Here is a 26,237-nt window from a genome sequence, read left to right on the forward strand (position 1 = left end):
AGCTCTTTGGTGGGCCCCCGCTGGGGAAATTGAAAGAAAGGAGGAAGCATGATGCAGCGTACCGACGCGCGCCAGTTGGCAAACAGCCACTGGTACGAAATTCTGGAGGCAGCCGGCATTGACGGTGACAGCCTCGACGGGAACCACCATCCGTGCCCTCTTTGTGGGGGTGTAGACCGGTTCAGGTTCGATGATCAAGAAGGGCGAGGAACGTACTACTGCAACGGATGCGGGGCAGGAGATGGATTCAAGCTCCTCATGGGCTTCAAGAGCTTCGCATTCAAGGACGCCGCGGACTTCGTTCGCAGAGTGCTTGGCGAGGGAGAGCGTACTCCTCCTCCGGCTGCGACGCCCAAGGCTCACAAACCGCCAGCGGGCCCTTCCGATGGTCAGCGGCGCATCGAGGATCTTCGCCGTGCGTGGGACAAGGGACGCCCTGTGCTCTACGGCGATACGGCGTGGCGCTATCTGACGCAGGTGCGAAAGCTCCCTATTGCTCAGATGCCCTCTTCGTTGAGGTTTCATCCCCGCCTGGCCTACTCAGTAAAGGTCAAGCACCCGGATGGAAGTGTCGGGTTCAAGGTGGTGGGGTACTTCCCCGCCGTTCTTGCCAAGGTGGTCGACGCCGCTGGAAAAGCGGTGACGATTCACCGGACCTACTTGAGCGATAGCGGCAAGAAGGCACCGGTGGAGAACCCCAAGAAACTGATGAGAGGACTTCCGCTGAATGGGGGGGCCATTCGTCTGATGCCACAAAAGGAGGTACTCGGTGTGGCGGAAGGCATCGAGACTGCTTTTGCCGCGCATGCCCTCACGGGCATCCCGACGTGGGCGACGATCAGCGCAAAGATCATGGAAGGCTTTCAGCCGCCCAAGGGGGTCACGACGGTGATCATCTTTGCTGACAACGACAGCCCGGATGAAAAGGGGCGAAGGGCAGGGCAGGACGCTGCAAAAGTCCTCAAAGAACGGCTCGAAGCCCAGGGCCTGAAGGTCAAGGTGATGATGCCGTGCAAGGCCGGGACCGATTTCCACGACGTGTGGATAGGCCATCTGGCTAAGAGAGAAGCCGCTAGACAGCGGGCGTGAGTTGCCAAACCCCTCGAGACAGTGATGTCACGGGGGGTTTTGCTTATGGGCGCCATGTCTGTGTCAAAAGGCATGGCCGCAACTCAAAGGTTTTGGGCCATCTTGCAGAGGCGCCGCGTAAAAAAGGGAGACATCATTGCCGCATGACACCCACGCCAACACGACGCTCCGAGATGCCCAACAGGCCATCACCCTGGAAAAGCTCAGGCTGCAACTTTCACGATTCGCACCAACTCGGTCTGTGGACGACGCTCGAAGTAAGCGGTGGCTATAACCGGCACAGCACGATCAAGCCCTTTTGCCGGAGCAACGATCACGTTCCACTCGGTCAATGTGGAGTAAAGGTAGCGGCCAGAGTACCCGTGTCGATCGATATCGCGACGACGCTTCTCGTCGCTCACAGCCACTTCGTAATCCAGCGTCCGGACAACGCGCCTGATCTGGTGCCAGGCCTCGGCAAGCGAGAGTCCGTTGCCACGGCGCTGGATCTGCTCGATCGCATGTACGCTGACGGCAGCAAGCCCCACCCCGGGGACATCCATCAAGTCATCAAGCGCGGGACCTACGGTGACTTCCTCGACGTTTTCCAACGCCCGAGGTTTGATCCACTGACGGTCATGGGAGACGCTGATGTTCGAGCCCGCAAACCGGGTGGCCAGGAAAAAGGAGTAGGGGCTCAAATGCAACTTCTTGGACTTTTGTTGCATCAACTTCTTGATTTGGCCAGACGTCACATGGAGCTGAACTCGATCAGCGTCCTCATCATGGATGATGCCAGCCCCTTGCTTCTGGGCAGCTCGCCCGGCACGGTCCTGGCCAAAGATACCCTTGACGACCAGCAAATGGTGCAATGCCCCCAGTTCGGCGATGACATCTTTGTCCGTGCCGTGGCTGGGGACGTTGACCCTCAGAAGCCCCTGCTTCTGGACGCCATTTGCCCAGTAGACCTCGAACTGATCGGCGTTGTCGGTGGCTCTCGCCAGTACGGTAAGGATGTTCATAAGTTCAAAATTCTATCGAAGAATGATGAACCCATCGTCCCATGCTTCTCTATGAGGTCAACGATTAACCAAGATTCGCGCGCAGACGACTCCGACGATCCTGACGCCATTTCGGCGCTTGACCTCTTCTGCGAGATCTACCTCTTCGGCTTCGTAGCGCGCATTCTCAGCAATCAACTTGACAGTGCCTCGAGTGGTGAGATTCACCCTGCGGACAATGTAGCGCTCCGCAACATGGATCACGTACACCCCATCGGTGTGGGCGCTCATCGCAGGCATGAAGCAGACCATGTCGCCATCAACGACGTACGGGCTCATCACATCCCCTTCGATCGGAAGAGCATACACACCATCAGAGCGGATGCTGGCCGGCTCATCCGGACAGATCGAGATTCGAGTCGCAGACCGAGTGCCGACCATGTTAAGCAACACGTTTTCCGCGCGTGCCGGAATGCGTCCTCCACGCGCCTCAGTGCGCCCCAGCAGATCGTCAAACGAGCAGCCAAGCCACTCCTTCATTCTTTCCAGCCGGTCGTATTCGGGGATCTGCTTGCCGCTTAGCCACTTTCCAGCCGTGGCAACCCCCACATCCATGGATGTAGCTACATGCTTTGACCTTCCGAAACCACTGGCAGGCACGCCAGCCTCGTCTAGAAGTGCGTTGAGGTTGATGGAGAACTGCTGCTGAATTGTGATTGTCATTGAGATAAATGGTGATTACACAATTAACGTGCTTTATGCCAAAAACGCAATAATTGGCAAATACAGTAGATGCACGCGTAAGTAAAATAATCAATAGGCAGCCATCCTCGGTCTGTGACGTAGATCACACATTGAAAGGCAAATCATGGTTGGAGGCAATGGTAAGGGGATGTATCCACATGGGATCTGCTGTATCGTTCTCCGCTCATCGCCATTGTTTTCTGCGCGTCAAACGATATAGTAAGCCCCAGGAACGAAACCCACGCCGGCACCAATTATGATCACGTCACACACTGGACATCTCTCCCACCTCCAAGATCTGAACCTATGGTTCATGCTCTCCCTGCGAGACGCCGCGAGCAAAGACCTGAACGCAGCATGCGCCGAGTTCGGTACTGATCAGAGGTTCGCGAAGTTCGTAACAGAGCTGACAATGTCACAGATACAGAAGATCTGCAGTACCGAGCGGGTTCTCTTCCGCCCAGCTATCGACATCGAGACGCTGGCAGCCCTGACGAAGATCCCGCAGGAGTCCAGCAGGGCGTACGCGACTATCGCAGGGGCCTGATCATGAGTCTGAAGGAGGCCGTCCTTGATCAGGAGACATTACGCAGGGTCAATGAGCTGTGTATCGCGGGCGCTCGCCCCCCGGTGATTCGTGCGCTTCTGCCCTCCTTCCCCACCGAGCTCATCGTTAACCTCTGGGTTGCACACAACGGCAAACGCCCCCCGAAGGGGCCTCTCCCGTCCAATGTTGAGCACTACCTCGCGGGGCCATCCCGACGCCTTCAATCCTCTCTCGTACTGAATATCTTTGAGAGATCCAGGGCAGCAGGCGCTCACGACATTGACGCCCTGCTTACAGCATACAAGCAGTACATGATCACATTCGGTGCGACGGAAGCAGACCCCTACTCATTCGATCGCGTCTGGGGGCTCTACCGCGAACTGATCGCGCTTCGAACGATAACCCTCGTGAAGTGCCCATGCTGCAGCGCCCGTTACGTTCACCGGACCCTCGAAGTAGTCAATCACCGGCACTGCCCCATGCGCCGCTTCTTGGCCAATCATGACAACTTGGTGGATGCAGTGCTCAATCCTGAACTTGAGACAGCAACCAGCGAGAGTGGAAGACGATCGTCTCAGTCTCAGATTGAAGTCGGCGTGATTGCGATGCCATACGAGGCGCCTCCGGCAGTCCATCAGCGCTACATCTAGGCAAAACCCATCACAAAACACCGGAAAATCGGTGTTTTGCAAGCCGAGCCACTCAAGCTGAACCGGGCATCATCTTCTCCATGATGCTCCGCAAGCTGGCCTCCTTTCTCACCGCGCGTCCGACTACTGCACCCTCATCGCAGCAGGTCACGCCAAGCCCAAACACATCACAGCGACCACGGGCAACCCCCTCAACACCGGTTTATCCCCCATCAGACACCGGGGTGACTTTCTATCCGGCACACCAGGTACTTGCTACACAAGCCGATCTACTGCACAGGCTTCGGCTAGCAACAGGTGTCGGCGATGATGAGTACCAGCGGCTCTATGGAACAGTCATCACGAATCTCGCAAACGGCGTGAACCTTTTGCCTGCAACTGAGACAGGCACCCACCAAGGCGCTGGTGGGCTGTTCAGGCTATCCCTTGAATTGGGGTTCTACTCGCTTCAGGCAAGCGAAGCCACGATCTTTGCAGCACGTGCCGGCGTAGAGCGCAGGCGCCTACTCGAGCCTCGCTGGCGCTACGCGACCTGGCTTGCTGGCATGTGTTGCGAACTGTACCGCCCGATCACGACCATGATCGTCACTGCCCCCGATGGTGACCAATGGCCCACATACAGACTCCCTCTTGGGGATTGGCTCGAAGAGAAAGGCGTAGAACGCTACTACATTCGCTGGATCGATCAGAGCCCAGGCAAGCAACGCCCGGGCCGCGGTGCGGCAGCAACCCTTGCCCACCGATTGATCCCTGACGTTGCCCTTCAGTACCTCCACGAGGGCTCCAACGACATCGTGCCGACAATGATCGATGTGATCACCGGATCGTTCGGCTCCCACAACCCTCATCCGATGGCAAGGATCATCGAGGTAGTTCGCGAAAAAGTCGTCGCACGAGACAACGCGATTCGACCTCAGACCTACGGGAAACTCACCGTCGGCCAACACACCGAGCCCCATCTGCTCGATGCGATGCGCCGACTCCTCAAAGCTGGCAAGTGGACCGTCAACGTCAAGAAGAGTCGTCTCTGGTTCGGAGATGAGGGCCTTTTCCTGATCTGGCCAACGGCCGCTAATGAGATGCTGGACATGCTGCGCCAGGAAGGCATGGCCGGTATCCCCCAGGACTCCCAGACAATCCTGGAAATCCTGGCAGAAGCACAGGTATTTGAAGCACATCACGACGGGGGCTATTTCTGGACGGTGTACCCCCCGTTGTCATCCAATGAGCTTGCGGCAGTCAAGTTTGCGAACCCAGACACGATCTTCGGAGCGCTCTTCGACGCCCCAGAAAGTGCAGGCGTACTGACAAGCCGTGTCGAGTCGAAGACTGCCTCGGATAACACGTCAGGCGTTCGATCAGAGGAACAGCCTACGGCCACATCGTCGTCTGTACTCGAGCAGGCCCCGAAAACCGGGCCAGAGAAGCCCTGCCCCTCCGAATCGGCTACGGAAGCCTCGCAAAAGCCGGCAACCATCGCACCGAAACCTTCAATCACTAGCTCCGCTGAACCGGAGCCGTGCACAAGGCACAAGTCTCGAGTTGCACCAAGCCAAAGCAAGGACCGACAACCAAAAACAGAGATCGATCTTGCCGAAAAGGTGAAGCCCGAGCTCGGCAACGGACTCGATGCGCTCACCCGCGATGTCTTCGGCGCACTACTTGATGATTTGCGGGCAGGGAAGATCACCAACGAGGCCGGCAAGTGCAAGGAAGGATACGCAATCGGTCTAGAGCATCTCGCTTCGTACGGCATCGACATCACAACGTTCGCTGTGGCGGTTCAGAAGGCGGGATGGCTATACACCCCCTCTGACAAGCCGAACAAGAAGATCATCGAGGTGCAGATCAATGGTAAGTCGCAGCGGGCAATCGTAATCAAGTTGCACGTCGCAATCGACATGGGGTTCGTAGCATGAGCATCGCGCTGAGACGGTTTGAGAACTCTGTTCGCCCGGCCTATGAAGCGATCGCAGCCGTCTGCTGGACGGCCGCAACACTGGTTATGGTCGTCATCATCCTTTTCAGTAGCCTGCCAAAAGCGGCGTTCATCTGGATGGCGGGGATCTCTTCGCTCCTGGCGTCGTGGCGCTGGTACCAGGTCACGAAGCTATGGGACTTCAAGCTGATGCTCTTCGGTCAGAGCTTCGCCTACATGAAGGCTTCCGTCCTGAAGAAACTGATGGGCTGTTCGCCCTCGGATCTTTGGATGGGCTTCGGCTTTGACTGGACGCCGGTGCACACTCAGCGTGCCCTCGATATCCGCAAGCGCGCTGACCACGAGATCCTGCCACCGTCCTGGTACCTCAAGCTCAAGGGCGCGACCCGTGCCAAACAGCAAGTAGTCGGCAAACCGTGGATCCACGGACTCGGCCTGGATGAGAAGGAACAGCACATCTTCGTACCTCTGGCGTCTGTCGAAGGTCACAACCTAGTTTTCGGAACCACCGGTGCCGGCAAGACACGACTGTTCGAAGCTCTGATCACGCAGGACATTCTCCGTGGCGATGTCGTTGTGATCATCGATCCAAAGGGAGACAAGGAGCTGCGAGACATCGCTAAGGCCGCTTGCAAGATGGCGGGGCGGCCAAATGCATTTGTCGAGTTCCATCCGGCATTTCCGTCGCGCTCAATCCGTCTCGATCCACTCAAGAACTGGAACAACGCCACCGAGATCGCGTCACGTATCGCAGCGCTAATGCCGTCGGAGTCAGGGTCGGATTCGTTCACTCAGATGGCGTGGAAGGCGGTGCACGTTGTGAGCGAAGGCCTCATCTACGTCGATCAGATGCCCAACCTCATGCGTCTTCGTCGCTTCATCGAGGGCGGACCCGAAGGGTTGATGGAAGAGGTGCTTCGCACCTATTTGAGTCGAAACGTGGATCGCTGGCAAACGCTTCTTGCACCGGTGGTTCAGCGTGCGCGCGACGGAAAGTTGCCCTCGAAAATGGGTGGTACCGCCGAGCTCATCGCATACGTGTACTACTACAAGCATGAGGTGCCTGAATCACGGCGGGAGCCTTCTGTTGATGGCCTCCTCTCGATGGTCGAACACAACCGGGAACACCTCGGGAAAATCCTGGCCAGCCTGGTGCCCTTGCTGGTCATGCTCACTGCCGGAGAGTTGGGGAAGATGCTTTCCCCCGACGCAAATGACATGAGCGACACCAGGTCGATCTTCGACACGAAAAAGATCGTCAATGGTAACCATGTCTTATATCTGGGGCTCGATTCACTCTCGAACGCTACTGTGGGATCGGCTCTGGGAAGCGTAATCCTTGCCGACTTCGCGGCCGTGGCGGGCGAACGCTACAACTACGGCTCTGACCATGAATTGAAGCAGAAGATCAAGCTCTACGTAGACGAAGCAGCTGAGGTCGTGAACCTGCCATTGATCCAAATTCTCAACAAGGGTAGGGGGGCCGGCTTCGTCGCAACGCTTGCTGCACAGACGCTTCCAGACTTCATTGCGCGTATGGGCGATGAAGCGCGTGCCAGGCAAATCCTAGGCAACTGCAACAACCTGATCGCCCTTCGCACGAAAGATCGCCAGACACAGGACTTCGTTGTGGAAACCTTCGGGACCACACACGTCCAATCGATCTCGAGATCAATCGGCTCAGGACAGCAAACCGACAATGCGGGGATGGACTACCGCAACCAGACCTCGCAGAGTCTTCAGGAAACAGAGGCGGAAATCTTTGCGCCTGAATTACTTGGCATGCTACCCAACTTGCACTACATCGCATTTATGTCAGGTGGACGCCTGATCAAGGGCCGTCTTCCCAAAATCATCAACGAATGAGCGCCATATGTCCATGAAGACCTTCTCCACCTATGACCTCCTGAGCTATGAAACCTCGCCCGACCAGTACGTCAGCGGCGAACACTCAGTCAAACAGGCGCTGCTGCAATCGGGAATGCAAGGCGTTGTACGCTCCATCTGGATGAACTGCCCCGACCTTGAGACTGTGTGTATCCGACTGGCGCGGATGTTCAGCCATCACTACCCGGGCTCCGCTGATGGCGCCACACTGCTCGCGGAATCGATCCTCGCCGGGGCAAACGCATACACGGAGAGCGCAAAGAACGGTAGCAGACTCGAGGAAAACGAGCAGGCTTTCCTCTCTGCTTTGCACAGGACCGCAATGTCGTTCCAATACAAGACGGCATTCGCAATATGGGAGGACGGTAGGACACAGATCTGGCTTCCGTTCGGACAACCGTTGATTGACTGGGTCAAAAAGGTCCATCCGAACAGGATTGGCTTTTACAACGCAGAAGAGCCACCTACAGAGAAACAGATCAAATCCGGGTCCATGATCATGGCGTCTTATCTTCTCCGGTACGAGCGTTCTGAAGAAATCTATGACCTGGTGACCGGGTATGTTCTTTAAACATGTATTCCTTTGGGTCGCGATTTGCTTTGCGTTGATGCTGGCGATCCCGATCGTGAGTTCTCCGCAAGCAATGTGGGAAAACGCCCGAACCGAACTTGGTTTGATTGAGTCTGCGTTCGGCACAAGCGACACTGTGGGGCTAGCCAGAAGCGCAACGGAAACCTACAACGCGCTCTTCATAGATACTGGCCTCATTCAAAAGACCCGTGGCGCGTATGTGACTCGTGAAGAGCAAGAGCTTGGGGAGGCCATGGTGGGCGGAGCATCACGCGCTGTCACAGGGCTGACCAACAACTATCTAGATACCTTTGCGGCACTCACCTATGTGATGATCCTACGGGTCATGATCTTCGTGAGCTGGCTACCGTTTATCCTTCCCTTCCTTCTAGCAGCGGTAGGCGAGGGCGTCACACGAAGAAAAATCAAGTTCGTAACGTTCGGGCAGTACGGCGCAGCTCTATATGCTGGCGCAATGCACATGAGTGTTCTCATCATGATGTTGCCAGTGCTGTACTTGATGGCCCCAATGCCTATGACGCCCTTCTTCATCCCATTCTGGGCCCTGATAGCTGCGATACCGATCATCATCAGCATCGCCAACGCCTCCCAGATCCTACCTCGATAGAGGCGTCAAAATCGAGTATGAAGCTTCGGCGTAAAACAGCCATTTTCGGCTGTTTTACGCCGAAGGAGTGTTTGCGTGGGTCGAATATAGTCAGCCTCATGGACTCACTGACTACAGCCTCCGCCCTCGCAGCTCTGATGCAGTCCCTTGGGCCTGTAAAGACGTTGCTCGAAGACCCCCAAGTACAGGAAGTCGAGATCAACGGTCCAGACGATGTGTGGTTCGAGCGCTGTGGCGTTCAACAGCCTGCGAACGTAAAGATAACGAAGGCGCAGATCGAAACCGCCATCACGGTACTGGCGCGACTGGACCACAAGGATGCAAAGGGTGGCACCAGAGACGGGATCATCGACGCTCGCATGGATGGGTTCCGTGTTGCAGCGGCGCTTGCTCCCACATCTGTGAGAGGGCCCTCAATGTGCATACGCAAACACAACCTGTTGCGACTCTCTATCGATGACTATGCAGCCGCTGGCACATTCACAACGGAATGGGCTGTAAAGCTGAAAGAGATGGTCCGTGCAAAGAAGAACATTCTCGTTGTAGGCGGTACCTCTAGTGGCAAGACCACCTTCACAAATGCATTAATCGCCGAAATACCAAACGATGAGCGTGTCCTCACGATTGAGGACACGCCTGAGTTGAAGGTGACAACACCTAACTGGGTCTCTCTAGAGTCGAATACACAAAAGGGTATTTCGACCAAGGATCTAGTTCGGTTGGCCCTCCGATACCGTCCCGATCGCATTATTGTCGGTGAAGTGCGTGGCGGTGAAGCCTACGACCTTCTTGATGCAGCTAATACAGGGCATGACGGGGTTATTGCAACACTACATGCTAACTCCTCCTTTGACGCACTCTCAAGGTTCGAGACCTTGATTCTTCAAGGTGGCGTGCAGTGGCCTCATCGAGCTATTTGCTCTCAAATCGCAAGAACTTTCGACTACGTGCTTTTTATGGCCAGGCGACGGGGAGTTCGTCGACTGGAGGAAGTGCTTGCCCTCAACGGATACAACAGCGAATCAGAGAAGTATCTGTATGAGATTCTTTACCAGTCAGAAACAAAGGAAGGGGGTAGATCGCAATCATTCTAGTCCCTTCATCGATGTACATCATTAAACTCTAAACACTTTAACGGAATTATCACCATGAAAAGCCTCAAGACTAATTTTTTCATCCACCTTCATCAAATCTACAACGCATTACGAAGTCACAGTGGCATCCACCTGACGATGATGATCGGTGTTGGTGTGCTCCTTGGAATCTTCGGAGCTGAAGCCTATGCAGCAGGCGGCGCCATGCCGTGGGAAGGACCCATCTGCTCAGTGGCAAAGTCCCTTTCTACTACTACAGCCAAAGCGGTGGCCGTGATCGCTGTTGTCTTCTGCGGCCTGTTGCTTGCATTTGGCGAATTGGGCGGCATCTTCAAGACATTCATTGGACTGCTCATGGGCGTCTCCATGGCAATCATGGCCGGACAGTGGGTCGGCTTCATCGATGGCAGCGGCGGCAGCTTCTGCTGAATGCCAATGCGGCCATGAAATGGAGTAAAGGCATTGGCATATAATCCGCGAGAAACAACCGTCCATAAATCGCTTCTTGAAGTCAAGAAGATAGGTGGTGTTGAATCAAAGATGGCAATCCTTAACGGCACGATTGCCGTTGCCCTCACGATGGGTATGGAAACGCTCTACATGGTTCCCATCGCTGTTCTTCTGCACATGTTTTTGCGATGGCTCACTCGTAAGGATGACCAGATCATCAAGATCTATGGTCAATACAAAGTCTTTGCGGATATCTATGACCCATGGCCGCGTCGAAAGATGCGCACGAACTCACGCCCGAAAGGATTCTCGAAGGGGATGCTGTGCTAAACGTAAGAAAGCTCGTCAAAAACTATGATGACTCCGCTCAATCGTTCGCCGAGCTGATTCCATGGTTAGGGCAGATCGCGCCAGACGTAGTCATCTGCAAAGATGGAAGTTTTCTTGCGTGCTTCGAGTACGAGGGCATGGATTCAGAGGGTGTTGAACAGCACCTGATCGACCGTGCGTCGTCTCTGACAGAGCATGCACTGCGTACGTTCGACGAACGATTCACAGTGTGGTGGACGCTCGAGCGAAAGAAGACGTATCGGTATCCAAACGGTAACTTCGAAAACGAAATTTCCAGTATGGTCGACCATGTCTGGAAGCAGAGTTTTGTAGCAAGCGGCCAGTACGTGAACCGTCATTTCCTTTCTGTTCTCTACACACCTCCCGGTGGTGTGGATGGGGTATTCGAGAAGATCGCGTACTTCACAAAAACAGAACAGATGGGACTCTGGAAGGCCATTGCGGAAACTATCCGCTCCTCCCTCTTCCGTCGTAACGCGTTCCACTATGAGTCGAGCCAACTCTCAATCTACCTTGACGAATTCACAGAGCAGCTAGCAGCTTTCGAGCAGATCGTTTCCGATCTAAGCATGAAACGGTTGCGTGATGAGGACTTGCTTGGCTTCCTATACCGCCGTTCCACACCGACCACATCCGCCGAGCAAATCAAACGTCCAAACGTTCCGTTTTACCTCGACAGCTACTTGAATGGTTCTACTTTAGTTGGTCGAGGTGACACACTGTATTTTCATGGTGAACGCGAGACGCACGTTGCGGCTGTGAGTATCAAAGATTGGCCTAACACAACATTCCCAGGGCTGCTTGATGATCTAATGGCCGTAACTGGTGAGCTCGTCATCACACAAGTTCTGCGCGTTGCCTCGACGGATGCATCTCGTAGGTTCATCCAGGACATCGAGCGCCACAACCGCAATATGGCGAAGTCTCTCAAAACATACCTTGTTGAGAGCTTCACAAAGGAAGAGAGCCGTCAAGTAGATGTGGGTCGGATCGCGATGGCAGACGATGCAAATGATGCTCTAACCGAGATAAGCACCGTCTCGAGAGTTTATGGTCACTACAACCTAACAGTTCTCACCTATGGATCTACAGCAAACGAAGCTGATGACCTAGCTAAGGTTGTCCACCGTTTGCTTAGTCAGAAGCGGTTCGTAGCGATACGAGAGAACATGCATCTTCTTTCATGCTTTGCGGGCGCGATGCCGGGTCAAGCTGGTGCATTGGTGCGCTGGCACTTCGTATCGACTGCAAATGTGTGTGACCTCGCACCATTACGCTCACTGGGTATTGGCAATCCAATCAACCATCACTTTACGGAACAGTTCAGCACAGAACAGTTCCCAATTCCTTCTCTAACGGTCTTTCCGACAGAGTATTCCACACCCTACTTTTTCAACTTCCATCAATCTGACCTAGCACACACGTTGGTAGTTGGGCCGTCCCGCAGCGGAAAGAGCATTTTCAACAATTTTCTGATTTCGCAGTTGCAGAAGTACTATCCTTGCCACACATTCATATTTGACAAGGACTATTCCTCAAGAATCCCTACGATTCTTCAGGGCGGTACGCATGTCGACTTGGCTGGAGATAAAGCAACGCGTATCCCTCTCAACCCAATGCTATTGCTCGAGGACAAGAAGCACTGGACATGGCTATCCAGTTGGATCGAGGACCTTATCGGCGCTCGCGGGTACGCCATCACTTCTGCTGACACCCGAGAGATCTGGCTCGCCATAGGTAGGTTGGCAGAGTTGCCAAGGTCGATGTGGCGCCTCGTTACACTTGGTTCGATGATTCCGTCGCATCTACACGAGCACCTTGAGCAATGGATCGGTGAGGGGGCCAAGGCACACTACTTCGACAATGAAGAGGATTCATTTGATCTTGGAAGCTTCACTTGTGTCGAGATGGGTAAGTTGTTCCAAGACACAACTGTAGCGAAGGCATTCATTGACTATGCCTTCTTCCGCATTTCACTCAAACTGGATGGAAGACCTGCTCTCATCTATCTGGAAGAAGCATGGTTCCTTCTGGAAGAGGAGGGCTTTGCGGCCAAAGTTAATGATTGGCTACGCACTCTCGGAAAGCGTAATGCATGGATACTGATGGCGACACAGTCTCTGGACGAAATCGCTAACTCCAAAATTTTCACGACAATTATTGACAACATTCCAAACCGGATCTATTTGCCCAACTCGAACGCGTTTGCACATTACGAGATGTACACGCAGAAATTTGGGTTGAATGACACACAAATCGGAAGGATCCAAAGCGCAGTACCGAAGTATAACTACTACATTGTAACGCCTGCCCTCAGCCGTATGGTCTGCGTGCCACTCCAACCAGAAATACTCGCGGTTGTTCGCTCAGACAGTAAAGCACAGCGTGTCTTTGACCGTCACTACACGTCAGGGGTAGATACCTGGAAGATCAATTACCTTGAGGAAATGGTCGATGGTCGATAAAACACTGTCCAAGAAGCTCCTCACGATAGCAATCATCGTCTTTCTCTTCGGAGCACCCCTCCGAACGTTTGCCGGCGGAGGTATGACGGGAGGAGCCACTGAAGTAACCCAACTTCTGAACAACGTACAGCTTGCAATTCAGTCGGTCAGTCAAGAGTTGCAGTACGCCACCCAACTTGAGCAGTACTACACTGAACTGCTCCAGCAGATGCCTGCTGAGTTGACCGGCGCATTAGACACGGTCAGACAAGCTAACAGCGTCATTCAGAAAGCCTCACAAGTCTACTCGAGTGGCCAGCGTCTCTATGGGTCGCTTGAGCAGATGAAAGGCTTAGCTGAGCGTCGATTCAGAGAATTTGGCGCAAGCGGACTTACCTGGGAGGACTACATCAATCGTTCCGCCCGAATGTCAGACCACTTCCGACAAACCGGGAACGTGATGACTGATCACGAGATACATGTCATGAAGTCCGTTCAAGACAACTATGAGCAGATGCGTGAGTACTCGTCCCAGATTCCGCGTACAGAAGGTAGCCATCAGGCAATGATGGTGATGAACGGCCAGATGGCCATGTTGAACGGCACTATCAATGAGATGCTGAGCTTTAACGCAGCCCAATCCAGAAGATTGACAGAACGTCAAATGATTGAGGACTCCGCGAAAGCTAGTGATGAGACACGAGCGCTTAAGCAGAACGTAATTATGGGTGCAGGGGCTGCAGCTGATCGCGCTTTCCTCGACTCACAAGAGAGGCAGCGGAAATGACTCACTTGGATTCCCGGCCTATCAACGCTCGACTGTTCGGCTATCTCATTGCGTTCTTTCTTGTGTTCTTCTCAGCATCGTCGTTCGGGCAACAAGGTGACTGGGAGCAAGATCAACTGAGAACATTCTCTGAGTCGCAACGAAATGCAGAACTTGCTGAAGCTCGTCAACGGGCGGAGGAAGCGCAGAAAAGAGCGTACGCGGCCGGGCTGAGTCTGCAGGATCAAGTCCGAAAAGTCATAGATGACCTGCGGAGCTCGATTAACTCAAAAGCCTCACTACTTGTCCCCGAGGGAAAGTTCCTTCTTTCTGCTCTTTCATTGATTGCAGTGTCGTGGTTAGGTATCAGATTGTCACTGCAAGGAGCAAGTGCTTCTGAGTCAATGGCAGAAGCTGTCCAGCTCATATTCATAATCGGGATTGCGACCTGGGTTGTGACAAGCTCCCAGCTTACCGGGGAGATCATGAAGGGGTTCGACGATATTGCTGGCAGAATCATGGGTGCAGCAACCAGTTCAGGGTCAGACACAAACCCAGCATTGAACAATCAAGTCGACATAGCTGTTCGCGCGTTGGTTGAATCCGTTATTCGTATATACGAGCAGCCAAATGGCTTTTCGTTGAAGGACCCAACATCATGGAGTGCTTTGCCGGTGATGATCATGAAAGTTTTCATGGCCATGTTCCTGCTAGCCGTAACACTAGCGTACATGGCCATGTTCGTCATGACTCAAGTCATGTTCGGTGTTGCCCTTATTCTCGCACCAGTCCTGGTTCCATTTTATGTCATTCAGCCCCTCAGCTTCATAGCTATAGGTTGGTTTAAGTTCCTACTGAGCGCAGGAATGGCCAAAGTAGCTGGCGCACTCATATTGATGCTGACAGTCGGCTTTCTTCAAGAAACGAGCAAGTATCTTTCTGCAATTAACCCAGACGAAGGAGCGCCATTGATCATCTACTCTGGGGTGTTTCTTATCACTGGGATCATGGCTGTGATGATGATGCAGGCGTGGAGTATTGGCGCCGCTATCATGACCGGTATATCACGTGTGAGCGGCGGTCTTCCGAGCAAACTACAGCCTGGTGGATTGGCGAATGCGACCTCGACCTCAATGCAAGGCGGGATGAATCAAGGCGCAAGGGCTATGAACATGACTGTTGGTACTGCGGCCGGCGCCATAAGTGGAGCTAAGGCGGCATCTAGCTCAGGTTCCAGCCGAATTGGTGGAGCTGCAGCAGGAGGACGTACCGGGCTCCAGGCTGCACGACAGACGATGGATGGTAAAGCTGCGAAGACATCGATGAGTCCAATCCGTGCAGCATTGAATGCAAGCGCAGCTGCGCGTGGGGGCTCGCAGTCACAAGGCCCCACACGTACTACAAACAACGCTGGGGCCAGCAATGACACGTAATACACGATGGCGCACCATGACTGACGAAGAGCTCAGTGAATTGCAGCTAGCAGCACGCGAGCGCAGACGCTTGAGATCTCCAGAGGATAAGGCCTACTATTCAGCACCTCAAGCCGCTGAGGAAACATACAGTGGCGCAATATACTGGGCACTTGCAGTTCTTGCACAAGACAACCCACTGTTTCTGTGCGTCAGCATCATTCTCATCTGCTGGGTGCTACTGCGTACTGCCCTCGGAGCAATCGGCATCATCATTCTATAAAGGGCACCTCGAATAACCCGAGGTTTTCAGTAAATCCCGCCGCGCAATGATGACCGCGACCGAATTCGACCCAATTTCTCTGGCAAACCACCGCGTTTCTCGGCGGGGTTGCCCCGTTTTCGCCTCGAATCGCCCCAGGCATCGGCGATTCGGCCCATTTCGGGCGTCAGAAGGCCTCGATTCCGGTCTTCTGGAAATAGACCAGCCGCTTCAGGTTGTAGCAGGCGGCCATCATCGTCATGGCAAAGTTCGCCCGCGCCTGGCCGATGGTACGCAGCAACTTACCGCCCATCTGCTCGATGGCGGCAAAGACATGCTCGACCCGGGCGCGCGTTTTGGCGATGCGCTGATTACGCCGCTGCTGGCACTCGGACAGCGGCTTGTTGCGTTTGCCCTTCCTCTGGATCTGATTGCGGAAGCCCTTCTCTTTGAGCCAGGCTTCGCGCGCCTCGGACGGGTAGCCCCGGTCAGCATAGACGTCCCGACTCGTGTTGCCCGCATCGAAGACGTTGTCGAAGTGCTGGCTGTCGTGCGTACTCGCCGTGTCGGTCTCGATCCGGCGGATGATCTTGTATTTCTTGTCGACGTTGATCGAGAGCTTGTAGCCGAAGTGGCTCTTGCCGTGCTTCTTGGTCCAGGTGGCGTCGATGTCCTTCTGCCGCCGCTTCGCAGGCTTCCAGTCGGCGGGCATCGCACCGTGCTCGATCAGCGCCTTCTCGCCTCGGCTGTTGTGCTGCTTGGGCGCCGGCACCAAGGTGGCGTCGATGATCTGACCGCCGCGCGCGATGAAACCCTTCCTGAGCAGTTGCGCCGAGACACCGTCAAAGAGCGCCTTGGCGCCCGCTTCACCGATCCGGTTCTCGAAGGTCCATACCGTGGTGCGGTCCGGGACGTTGGTCGCGTTCGCCAGTCCGCAGAAGCGCTTGTAGCTCATGCGGTCGAGCAGTTGGTACTCCATCTGCTCGTCGGACAGGTTGTACAGGCGCTTGAGCACCAGGATCCGCACCATCGTCTCGGTCGGGTACGGCGGACGCCCGCCCTGCGCGCTCACCGGGCGCGGCGCAACCTCATCCACCTCGGCCGCCAACGACGCAAAGTCGATGTGCGACTCGATGTCGGCCAGTGGGTCGCCCAGCGCGTCGATCTTCTTGCGGTGATGCTCGTCAGCGAACAGGTCAGTCTTGATAGCGCTACGCGGTTTCATCGGTGCAGGCTGCAGGGGTCAGGACGTCGTGATTTTACCAAGGGTGCGCAAGGCAGAGGTTTTTCGAGGCGCCCTAAAGTTGTGGGCGCACCGACTTGCTCCAACTTGAAGATGGTCCAGGTGATGATAGGATGATCTTCAAGGAGCAGATGATGAACACTTCCACTTCACTTACTTCGTATAGATTTGCTGCAGCTGTGGCTCTAGCAGCAGCGATCTATACTACTTTCACCTGGGTTTTTTCGCCCTTCCTTAATCAGACAGAAATACGGTCACAAGTTGGAGAAGTTTGCAGAAAGTCGAAAGCATGTCGAGAGATTGACGCAAGTCTTGTTATCAACCGTGTGAGCAACAGGTTGGAGCGCCGTTTAGTAGTCCGAATTGCGCGTGGCACACCGCCAAAGGAAGCGGCTGCGTTAGTCAAGGCCATCAACGAGTTAGTCCAGGTCGGTATCAATAAGACAGGCGCAGTTACGCGCTCTGCCAACTCGGGCCTTCTGCCACTGGAGGTGCGCCATGACTAAGAACCGTTCAACGCTCATTGAAATCGTGTGGCACAACATGTATGCGTGGGCACTTGTGCTGTCTCTCGCTATGGCTGTTCCAATGGCCTTTTCTCGATTCTTTCCCGGCAATGAAGGCTTTCCTGCAACAGATGGAACGTTCCTGTACCTCGCAGGTGTACAGTCTGTGCTGTCACTTGTGCTTATAGGCGGAACAGCTGCGATGGCGCTCGCAGGACGCACCTGGACAACCGTTCCATACGAGATCGCTCTTCCTTCAACCATCACCTCGATCCTTGCTCTGCCACATTTTGCGTGGTTTAGCGAGTTCTTCATTCTCGCTGGCGCAAGCTGGGTGCTGGTCACGATTGTCGCCATATACCTCGCAGAGAATCCGGAGAAGCGGATGTCACTTGCCCGCCTCAGCCATGAAGGTAAGAAGCCTATGGGGGACACCGGCAACTCTAACGAGGATGTCCAGAAGTACCCAGCACTTCGCCCGAAGCTGACATTCAAAGCTATTCAAGGCATGGATGCCTTGAAAAATAAGATGCTCGATGCCGGGCAGGAGGTGGTTGATGCTAAGCAGAGGAAGGGCGCGTCCCGCAATGGAATCCTTCTTTTTGGTTCTCCTGGCAATGGCAAAACAGCCCTTGCTAATGCACTCGCCGGCGAGCTTGGTCTGCCGATCATAACAGCCACGTTCGGTCAGGTTGCTTCTCGCTTTGTCAACCAGACTACTGAACAGGTAATCGCTGTCTTTCGTGCTGCTCGAGCGCAAGCACCATGCGTCCTTTTTCTGGACGAGATGGACAGTGTTCTTAAGGATCGTAGCCAGTCAGCAAGTAGTAACGATGAGGCCGATAAAACTACAAATGCGATCCTTACTGAGTTGGTAGACACACGCGACGCCGGCGTTGTCATCATTGGAGCAACGAACTACCTAGACAAACTTGACCCGGCCGCTATCCGAGAAGGTCGATTCGATTTTAAGATCGAGATAACACCACCTGACGAGATCGCTCGTACCGCGCTGCTACAAAACGGGCTTGCCCAATTTGAGCAGCTACGCATTGATCCGGGTGCCATCGAGTTGGCGGCTAAGCGCTGGGAAGGTTTCTCAGTAGCTCGCATTCGCGCTGTTGCTGACGAAACTGGTCGGATGGCACTGAAGGAGGGCTTCAACGAAATCTCCTATCTTGACTTGAAGGACGCGCTTCGTAATGTTCAGGGCCGCTCCGGCCGCATCCCCGAGAACACTCCACTGCTCAGCGAGCTTACGATGCCGGAGAAGCTGACCAAGCTTCTCCGGGGAATCGCCAATCGGATGGCTAACGTTGAGGAGGTGGAAGCACTTGGTGGCAAAGCCCCGAGTGGGTTGCTGTTTGCTGGGCCACCTGGCACTGGCAAAACTGTCACAGCCAGAGCACTGGCCAAGACAGCAGAATGGGCTTTCATCGGTGTGACTGGGAACGAGTTGCTCTCCAACCCTGACAAAATCGATAGCATCGTGCGCGAAGCAAGGGATATTCGCCCAACGCTGGTGTTCATTGATGAAGCGGATGACGTCCTCGCAGACCGCCGGTATGCGCGCCACTCAGCTAGTGTTACAAACCGCCTGCTTACTGCGATAGATGGGGCGGGTGGAAAAACCCAGGACATCATCTGGGTCGCAGCCACAAATCATCCTGATCAACTAGACCCGGCGGCGCTACGGGGAGGCCGCTTCACTGTCAAGCTCGAGTTTGAGCTACCCGATCGGGCAACGGTCGCGCGCTTCGTGCAAAAGTGGATGGCGCAAAGCAACGCCCGGTTTGACTCAAGCGCAACACCTGATCGGATCGCTCATGCTTTGGGAGAGCTCTCCATCGCCAACGTCTCGGCAGTCATGCAGTTGGCCGTGGACTGCATGGTGGATAGAGTCATGGAGAACAATGGCTTGATCGAAGCCGACTCGGTGACGCTTGCTGACATCCAGTCGGCACTGGTTCACGTAGTAGGCTGACCCGATGGTCCCGTGGGTAAAGGCTGCCTTGCGCAGCCTTTTTTTTGCACTAGCCGCCCTTGCTGTGTTGCAGCGCGAATCCTTCAATCAGCCAAGAACTGAAGGCGGCGAGATCTACCTCTCGCTGCACGTGCTTGCCTAGGGACCCCTTCACAAAACACCCATTTCAGCCTGTTTTGTTCAGGGGTGGCGCTTCCAGCCCTGTGGCCTAATCGATTGCATCGGGCGTCACGATCTACCGTCAAGCGCCAGTGACAGAGGGCAAGATCGCCGAACGATTTCCGCCCTACGGATAACCCCGGAGCAACGATCAGTGTTCAGGAAAAAACAGACCCCACCGCGGAACCAACAAACCGTCGAAACAATTGGCAATGTTCCCCCGACAGCATACGAAAGGGCAAGAGCTGAGTGGGCGGAGAGGAACGGTGATTCGACGGTGAATCAGAGCAGACTATTCGTGATTGCTGCAATTTCGTCCCTTGTAGCATTAGCTATGGCGTTCGCGTTTGGTGCGCTTCTTCCGCTAAAGGAAGCAATACCCTACGAGATCAACTTCGATCGTAATACCGGAGAAACGTCGGTAATTGCTATCAAGACGCGCCCCTTCGAGCCGGACGAGATTCAGAAGCGCTACTTCATCGCGAAGTGGGTTCAAGCACTGATGCGAATTGATCCACTGACAATCGAACGTGATCTCACAGAAGGATTCAAGTTGGTTCGTGGCAAGGGCATAGATCAATTCAAGGAGTACATAGCCAAGACGCAGCCCATAAAACGCGTACGAGAGAACAACACTCTCACACGTTCCGTGGAGATCTCAAACATTCAATTTCTTGGCGAGAACATTGCTCAGGTACGTGTCGTTTCGGCCGAAAGAACAGCCCAGGAGAAGTTCAATCCGCGTCGATACAATGCCATCGTACATTTTGTAATCGATCCGCCGAAGACTGAAGCGGAGATGTACGCCAATCCGATTGGTCTGCGAATCACCCACTTTGATATCTCCGAGGATCTTCAGTGAAGAAAGTCGCTCTGGGAGTCGCCATGACTCTACTCTCGGCCCTCTCCGTTCCACCCGCCCTGGCTGAATCTCGTCCGATCGCTTTACCGAACGATTCGCGATTGATCGAATTCGTCTACCGACCCAATGAGATGTACACAATCCTTTCACGTCCGGAGGCAGTAACAAACATACAGCTTTCTGATGATGAGGAGCTCGTCACCCTAGCCATGGGCGACACCGCACAGTGGGTTGTGTCGAACACACAAGGTCACATCTTCATTAAGCCCGTATTCTCGGACCTTGTGACCAGTGCAACCTTGGTAACAACCAAACGAACCTATCAACTGACCCTGCGCTCAAGCCCACCTGACGGCAAGTTCTACCAGCAAGTGTCATGGCATAACCCGCAACTGATCGCCTACCGCAATGAGCAGGCGCGAGCTAGGGTTGTTGCCGCTGAACTCGATACAAAGTTCCGCGAGGCTAGGCTTGCGTCAACAGTTGTGTCGGAGGACGTCAGCCTTGAGAAGCTCAACTTCGACTACTCCATTTCAGGCAAGGCCGACTTCGCCCCATCTACAGTATTTGATGACGGTAAGTTCACGTGGCTAAGGCTTGGAAACGTACAGCAGATGCCTGCCGTTTTCATGATCAACGAAAGCAAGGATGTTGAGTTACTGAACTTCACCCTGCGTGATAACTACATTGTCATTCCGCGTATCGTGCCGGGAGTGCTTCTGAAGCTCGGAAAGCAAGAAGTGAAGATCACACGCGGGAAGAGTAGAAGTTGGTTCGCAACTTCTAACGCTAGCGACTTCAACTTTGGGGGGTATTGATGAACACCCCGAGCGTCGAAGACTCCCTTATTGAACCCAACCGTCCTCACCTCGGCGCGAGAATTGCGAAGAACCTTCACATTGTTGGTCCGGTATTTCTCGTATCGCTAATTGGTGTTGTCCTCATCTTCCAAGCAAATGAACACGATCAGTCGCAAGTAGCGCCGACTGTCACGCCAACGGAAGAGGAGATCAAGGGACGGTCGCAGATCGATCGGGTAGCGCCAGAGTTGATGCTAGCTCAGGAGATCGAGTCGCAACGTAAAGCGGCTGAAGATGAGCGCCAACGGCGTGAATCAGATCCTCAATTCAATGATCTGGTATCAACTACGCTGCCCGCCATTCCAGGGGCGAGCTCGGCAGTACTGCCGCAGATTCCGCAGGGACGGCCTGTAGCCCCGGATGCAGATCAAGCAGCTGAGAAGGCTCGAGTTCGTCAGGAGCAGATTCGGCAATCCCAGATCATTGCACTCACTGGGAAACCCACTGCAACTGGAAGCAATCCTCGTGGGCCGGCTGAGGTGGATGAGCGATTTTCAAATTCACCGCAGGGTCGGATCGAGCAGATGCGTGCTGAGGCAGCGCAGATAAGGCAGGCCAACCAGGCTAAACAGGACCAGATCATCAAGGCCGTTCGGACCTCTGCACCTGCCCAAGAAAACGCTCACATGACTTCGCCGCGGACAACCTCGAGCAACCCCGATCAAGCCTGGCTTGATCAGCAGCAGGCCCAGGGCAGCTCCGGGCATGTCATCGGGCTTGATCCCGCGCATCCTGGCCCCGTGATCCATCAAGGAGTGATCATTCCAGCGGTGCTTCTCACGGCCCTTAACTCAGATCTACCTGGCCAGATCAGCGCACTCGTATCTATGGATGTGTACGACTCGGTCCGCAGCTCCACTCTCATGATCCCCAAGGGTTCCAAGCTCATCGGTCAATACAACGCTGATATCAGGATCGGCCAAGAGCGGATGATGGCTGCGTTCTCTCGGATCATCCGCCCCGATGGATCATCCATCAACTTAGCGGGAATGCCCGGGGCCGACCAAATTGGGCAGGCCGGACTACATGGTGACGTGAACAACCATTTCTGGAAGATGTTCAGCTCGTCATTCCTCATCGCAGGCGTGTCTTGGCTCTTCGACAAGAATAGCGACAACAGGGTGATTGTGAATAACAGTACAACCCAAACACCGATGGAGATGACCGGTGAGATCTTGAAGGACATTTCCAAGACGATACTTGATCGAAACACCTCGATCCCACCGACGATCACGGTCGAGAAAGGGCAGAAGCTCAACATCATCGTGAACAAGGACATATCGATCCCGGCTTATTCACCCCGATAAAACACCTCAAAACAGCTGTTTTACGAGGCAAGGCCCCACGACCACACCAGTCAGAATAAGCCCACGGACCTGAACACGATGACTCAACAGCTAAGTACCTTCCTTTGGGCAATCGCCGCTTCCTTGTCGCTTGCGAGCGGGGAGGCGGGCGCCCAGCAGAATCAACCGTTCGACTTCTCATACAGCGTGAGCGGATCGTCGCAACTACGTCCGTCCCTAATCTTCAATGATGGCCGTGATATCTACATTCAACCATCGAACCCGAGTGCACCGATACGGGCTGAGGGCGCCAAAAGCTCAAGGCAGGGCCCTTATCTCGTGATCGAGGGGTTGCCTGATTCTTTTGTCCTGGTCGGCGCGGGTAGGGATCGTGCCACGGTTCGGTACGAAGGGTTAAGCACGTCATCCCCGCAACTGAATGAGGATGCTACGAGCCCCCTCAAGACCGAGCCGATCAGTACAGCTATGCCGCCACCTCAGCGGATGCACGAGCATGTAAAAGCTGATGTTTCGAGCCCTGAGAGCACAGCAGATGTCCGCTCACCCTTTGCTGCACCCACTGGAACGTGTACGCCGAGCATGATGACCTCCATCACTTCAGTGGCGATCGAATTTGGCTCTGGAAGTACGTCACTGAATGTAATTGGGAAGCAGAAGCTCGAGGCTGAGGCGCTCCGACAGGGTCTTCAAAAAGTTCGAGTCCTGACCGCAGCTGAGGATAACGCAAAGGTCCGTACGGCACGGGGCATTGCGATTGGCAATGCGCTTGTCCAGGCCGGTATCACGCAAGGAATGCTCTCTCGAGATGGTCATAGCACAATTCCGGGCATGTACGAGATCGAGTTCGAGGTTTCTAAGGCTATCCCCTGCATCAAGAGCGCCACGATCGTTAGCTACAGCAACGATCGACTGACCGTTATTGCCAGCGAGTCTGACCTCACTGAACTCATGACCGAAGTGGCACAACAGATGAACCGTGCCCTTGTCATTGAGGGAGAGGGGAGGGCTCAGTCAATTTCCGTTCAATTCGCATCAGTCCCTTATCTTCAGGCACTAGCGCGCCTCGGCGATCAGATCAAGGGCAACGCAACCATTGTCTTGCGCGACAAAGAGATCGTGCTGAGATACTGATATCCAGTCTTGAGGAAGCCGTGAATACAAAGCTGATTGTCTCCGCATTCGTCATTGCACTTTCTACGGTCGCGCATGCAGGCTTCGTTGATGAGTCAAGTGCCAATCCGTTCTCCGTAAACATGCAGGTTCGGGTGATTGGAAGTGGACACGCCGAGATCCTTTATGGATTCGCTGACGGCGTCCCTCTCCATCAAGCTCTGACCCAGATAGTGCCCCGCACCTATCAACTACGGTCTGTTGGCATCGATCGTGTTGCCAATACCGCGGTTTCATGGAAAGGCGGCAAGGACTGGACAGCAGTGCTACGCGAGATCGCAGCACAAGTGCCTACGCTTAGCGGAGAAATCGACACGGCTTCGAGGATCGTGACTCTTACCCTCACGGGGGGTTTAGCCGATTCTGCACAGACCGGGGTCGTGAGCGAGACAGGCTCGATCGAGTCTGGTGTCAGTGCAGCCTCGGTTGTCTGGGATCTACGCTTTGAAGACAAGACCGTGCGAACGGCTCTTGAGCGCTGGGCAAGCGCAGCCGGCTGGCAGTTGATTTGGGATCTCAGCTACGACTACCCAATCGCCGCCTCTGCATCCCTTGAGCAAAGCTTCGAAGGGGCCATCGAGATTGTGATGCGGTCGATGGAGACGGTCGAGCACCCCCCGAAAGCGATCTTTCACCGCGGCAACCACGTTGTACGCATCGTCAATAAAGGCGTGGAGTAACCAATGACCATCTCACGCAAGGCTATTCTTGCCGCCGCTGTTCCACTTACGCTCGCCGGCTGCGTCACCACTCCCAACAGGATCGAGGCCGATGTCGAGCGCGTAGGTGCAAATGCCGATAGGTTGGGACGCCAAGTAGGCGTTGTGACCGCATCTCGTCAGGACACGCAACCTGTCGTCTTCAAAGACACTGTCTATATCGGCAGCGCTGCTATCAAGCTCGAGAAGCAGGAGGTGCTCCCGGCGATCTTCAACGAAGAGGCATCTTTCAATAACAGCGTCGCCGATCTTCGCGAGTTCGCGGAGCGGATCACGCTGCGCACACGCATCCCGGTCGCGATTGCCCCCGAGCTGTACATGAGCACGACCACGCATAGCACCGGGGTGAGCGCACAGTCGGCACCTGGTGGCACTGGACTTCCACCGATTCCAGGTGCATCAACTACGAGCGCGACCCTGCCAGCCGTCGGTGCTGCAAATCACAGTGCCAAGATGGACATCAACTTTTCAGGTGGCACCCTCAAGGCGCTACTCGACATGGTTGCTGCACGATATGGAGTTTTCTGGCGCTACAAGAGCGGCGAAATCCAGTTCTTCCTGAACGAAACCAAGACCTTTCAAGTTCGTGCAGTACCCGGCACATCAAAACTCGATGCGAGCGTTGCGACGACCTCTGGATCGAGCAACTCCTCAGGCTCGAGCAGCGCTGGTGGTGAAAGCTCATCCATGCAGCAAGGTAACAACAGCATCTCGACGAGCGTGTCGTCAGAATTGTCGGTTTGGGACGGCCTTGGTAAATCAATTGAAGCGATGCTATCCCCGACAGGCAAGGTAGTCGTTTCTGTAGCAACTGGGACCATCACCGTCACTGACACGCCGACAGTTATCAAGGCTGTCAGCAGCTTCATCGACCAGCAGAACGAGTCGCTATCGAAACAAGTGATGATTACCGTTCAGGTGCTCTCAGTCACCAAGAACGACTCTGATGACTATTCGATCTCCTGGGATCTGGTCTATGACAATCTGAAGAGTCGGTACGGACTGAGCAACCTAGTCAACGCAGCTCCCGGAGCTAGCTCACTGACGCTCGGCATCATTCGTCCGAGCTCGAAGTGGAACGGCTCTCAGGCGGTGATCAACGCCCTCACGGAACAAGGACAAGTACATCTCGAGACGACGGCCTCTGTGGTTGCTCTCAACAATCAACCCGCTCCTATACAGACTGCCAAGCAAGTCACCTACCTGGCCGAAACCACAACGACCAATACCCCTGATGTTGGATCATCGACGGCGATCAGACCTGGAACGGTAAGCAGCGGCTTCTCGATGCAGGTGCTGCCTTCGATCATGGAAGATGGAGCGCTCATACTTCAGTTCAGTGCTGACGTATCCGCTTTGCGCGAGATCCGGAAGATCACAAGCGGTGAATCGAGTATTGAGGCTCCTGAGGTGGACACAAAGAACTTCCTACAGCGCATCAAGATGCGCTCGGGCGAAACCCTAGTGCTATCCGGCTTTGAGCAAACGAACGGAAATCTGCGATACAGCGGCGTTGGTAGTGCGCGCTTTCCGCTCCTTGGCGGCGGCATGAATGCGCAACGCAACAAGGAATCGGTCGTCGTGCTGGTAACCCCGGTCATCGTCAACTGATG

General features: G+C 54.6%; 23 protein-coding genes. 20 read left to right on the top strand and 3 right to left on the bottom strand.

Annotated features, from left to right (window positions below; genetic code table 11):
• The first annotated feature begins 48 nt into the window (after positions 1-48).
• The gene (locus B447_RS15510) at positions 49-1,089 is read left to right on the top strand and encodes a DUF7146 domain-containing protein (protein WP_002942463.1); all 1,041 of its coding nucleotides are present in this window, start codon (positions 49-51) and stop codon (positions 1,087-1,089) included.
• A 203-nt stretch (positions 1,090-1,292) separates the two neighbouring features.
• On the opposite strand, the gene B447_RS15515 is transcribed toward B447_RS15510, so the two are convergent.
• Positions 1,293-2,090 (bottom strand): hypothetical protein, encoded by a 798-nt coding sequence (locus B447_RS15515; protein WP_002942465.1) that lies wholly within the window; start codon positions 2,088-2,090, stop codon positions 1,293-1,295.
• A 57-nt stretch (positions 2,091-2,147) separates the two neighbouring features.
• Entirely contained in the window at positions 2,148-2,792 is a 645-nt protein-coding gene (locus B447_RS15520; RefSeq protein WP_002942467.1) for a S24 family peptidase, read from the bottom strand.
• Positions 2,793-3,069: 277 nt separating this feature from the next.
• Between B447_RS15520 and B447_RS15525 the strand changes: the two genes are divergently transcribed.
• From B447_RS15525 to B447_RS15575, 12 genes are all read left to right on the top strand, one after another.
• A complete protein-coding gene (locus B447_RS15525) occupies positions 3,070-3,360 on the top strand; it encodes a flagellar transcriptional regulator FlhD (RefSeq protein ID WP_002942468.1) in 291 nt (96 codons plus the stop codon).
• A 2-nt stretch (positions 3,361-3,362) separates the two neighbouring features.
• Positions 3,363-4,010, top strand: coding sequence for a FlhC family transcriptional regulator (locus B447_RS15530; RefSeq protein WP_002942469.1), 648 nt, complete (start codon positions 3,363-3,365; stop codon positions 4,008-4,010).
• A 224-nt stretch (positions 4,011-4,234) separates the two neighbouring features.
• Positions 4,235-5,929 carry a MobH family relaxase gene (gene mobH / locus B447_RS21900; RefSeq protein WP_002942470.1) on the top strand — a complete coding sequence of 565 codons (1,695 nt, stop codon included), beginning with the start codon at positions 4,235-4,237 and terminating at the stop codon, positions 5,927-5,929.
• On the top strand, positions 5,926-7,815 hold the full coding sequence (gene traD / locus B447_RS15540) for a conjugative transfer system coupling protein TraD (RefSeq protein ID WP_002942471.1): 1,890 nt from the start codon (positions 5,926-5,928) through the stop codon (positions 7,813-7,815). The genes mobH and traD overlap by 4 nt, the downstream gene beginning before the upstream one ends.
• Positions 7,816-7,822: 7 nt before the next feature.
• Positions 7,823-8,407 (top strand): hypothetical protein, encoded by a 585-nt coding sequence (locus B447_RS15545; protein ID WP_002942472.1) that lies wholly within the window; start codon positions 7,823-7,825, stop codon positions 8,405-8,407.
• Positions 8,397-9,035, top strand: coding sequence for a DUF4400 domain-containing protein (locus tag B447_RS15550; protein WP_002942478.1), 639 nt, complete (start codon positions 8,397-8,399; stop codon positions 9,033-9,035). Before B447_RS15545 ends, B447_RS15550 begins: the two co-directional genes overlap by 11 nt.
• A 98-nt stretch (positions 9,036-9,133) precedes the next feature.
• Positions 9,134-10,129, top strand: coding sequence for a CpaF family protein (locus B447_RS15555; RefSeq protein WP_002942479.1), 996 nt, complete (start codon positions 9,134-9,136; stop codon positions 10,127-10,129).
• A gap of 54 nt (positions 10,130-10,183) precedes the next feature.
• Positions 10,184-10,558: a TrbC/VirB2 family protein gene (locus B447_RS22235; protein ID WP_083491475.1), complete on the top strand. Its 375-nt coding sequence runs from the start codon at positions 10,184-10,186 to the stop codon at positions 10,556-10,558.
• A gap of 33 nt (positions 10,559-10,591) precedes the next feature.
• On the top strand, positions 10,592-10,909 hold the full coding sequence (locus B447_RS15560; protein ID WP_037982962.1) for a VirB3 family type IV secretion system protein: 318 nt from the start codon (positions 10,592-10,594) through the stop codon (positions 10,907-10,909).
• Positions 10,843-13,395 (top strand): VirB4 family type IV secretion system protein, encoded by a 2,553-nt coding sequence (locus tag B447_RS15565; RefSeq protein WP_083491476.1) that lies wholly within the window; start codon positions 10,843-10,845, stop codon positions 13,393-13,395. The genes B447_RS15560 and B447_RS15565 overlap by 67 nt, the downstream gene beginning before the upstream one ends.
• Positions 13,385-14,161: a hypothetical protein gene (locus tag B447_RS15570; protein WP_002942490.1), complete on the top strand. Its 777-nt coding sequence runs from the start codon at positions 13,385-13,387 to the stop codon at positions 14,159-14,161. Before B447_RS15565 ends, B447_RS15570 begins: the two co-directional genes overlap by 11 nt.
• Positions 14,158-15,573 carry a type IV secretion system protein gene (locus tag B447_RS15575; RefSeq protein ID WP_083491477.1) on the top strand — a complete coding sequence of 472 codons (1,416 nt, stop codon included), beginning with the start codon at positions 14,158-14,160 and terminating at the stop codon, positions 15,571-15,573. The genes B447_RS15570 and B447_RS15575 overlap by 4 nt, the downstream gene beginning before the upstream one ends.
• A 428-nt stretch (positions 15,574-16,001) precedes the next feature.
• Here B447_RS15575 and B447_RS15580 read toward each other — a convergent pair whose 3' ends face one another.
• Complete coding sequence (locus B447_RS15580) at positions 16,002-17,039, bottom strand: IS5 family transposase (RefSeq protein ID WP_002942493.1); 1,038 nt, start codon at positions 17,037-17,039, stop codon at positions 16,002-16,004.
• A gap of 516 nt (positions 17,040-17,555) precedes the next feature.
• Here B447_RS15580 and B447_RS15585 point away from each other — a divergent pair.
• From B447_RS15585 to pilN, 7 genes are all read left to right on the top strand, one after another.
• Positions 17,556-19,547, top strand: a complete 1,992-nt coding sequence (locus B447_RS15585; protein ID WP_054967141.1) for an AAA family ATPase — start codon at positions 17,556-17,558, stop codon at positions 19,545-19,547.
• 313 nt (positions 19,548-19,860) lie between these two features.
• Positions 19,861-20,568, top strand: a complete 708-nt coding sequence (locus B447_RS22240; protein WP_157384703.1) for a type IV secretion system protein — start codon at positions 19,861-19,863, stop codon at positions 20,566-20,568.
• Entirely contained in the window at positions 20,565-21,386 is an 822-nt protein-coding gene (locus B447_RS15595; RefSeq protein ID WP_083491479.1) for a TrbG/VirB9 family P-type conjugative transfer protein, read from the top strand. Before B447_RS22240 ends, B447_RS15595 begins: the two co-directional genes overlap by 4 nt.
• Positions 21,386-22,735, top strand: coding sequence for a TrbI/VirB10 family protein (locus tag B447_RS22245; RefSeq protein WP_083491480.1), 1,350 nt, complete (start codon positions 21,386-21,388; stop codon positions 22,733-22,735). The genes B447_RS15595 and B447_RS22245 overlap by 1 nt, the downstream gene beginning before the upstream one ends.
• A gap of 78 nt (positions 22,736-22,813) precedes the next feature.
• On the top strand, positions 22,814-23,866 hold the full coding sequence (locus B447_RS22620) for a TrbG/VirB9 family P-type conjugative transfer protein (RefSeq protein ID WP_157384704.1): 1,053 nt from the start codon (positions 22,814-22,816) through the stop codon (positions 23,864-23,866).
• 20 nt (positions 23,867-23,886) lie between these two features.
• Complete coding sequence (locus B447_RS21910; RefSeq protein WP_051018831.1) at positions 23,887-24,585, top strand: toxin co-regulated pilus biosynthesis Q family protein; 699 nt, start codon at positions 23,887-23,889, stop codon at positions 24,583-24,585.
• A gap of 3 nt (positions 24,586-24,588) precedes the next feature.
• Entirely contained in the window at positions 24,589-26,235 is a 1,647-nt protein-coding gene (gene pilN, locus B447_RS15620; protein ID WP_002942506.1) for a PilN family type IVB pilus formation outer membrane protein, read from the top strand.
• Positions 26,236-26,237: the final 2 nt, after the last annotated feature.

The sequence above is a fragment of the Thauera sp. 27 genome (assembly GCF_000310125.2).
In the GTDB taxonomy this organism is placed as follows: Bacteria; Pseudomonadota; Gammaproteobacteria; order Burkholderiales; family Rhodocyclaceae; genus Thauera; species Thauera mechernichensis.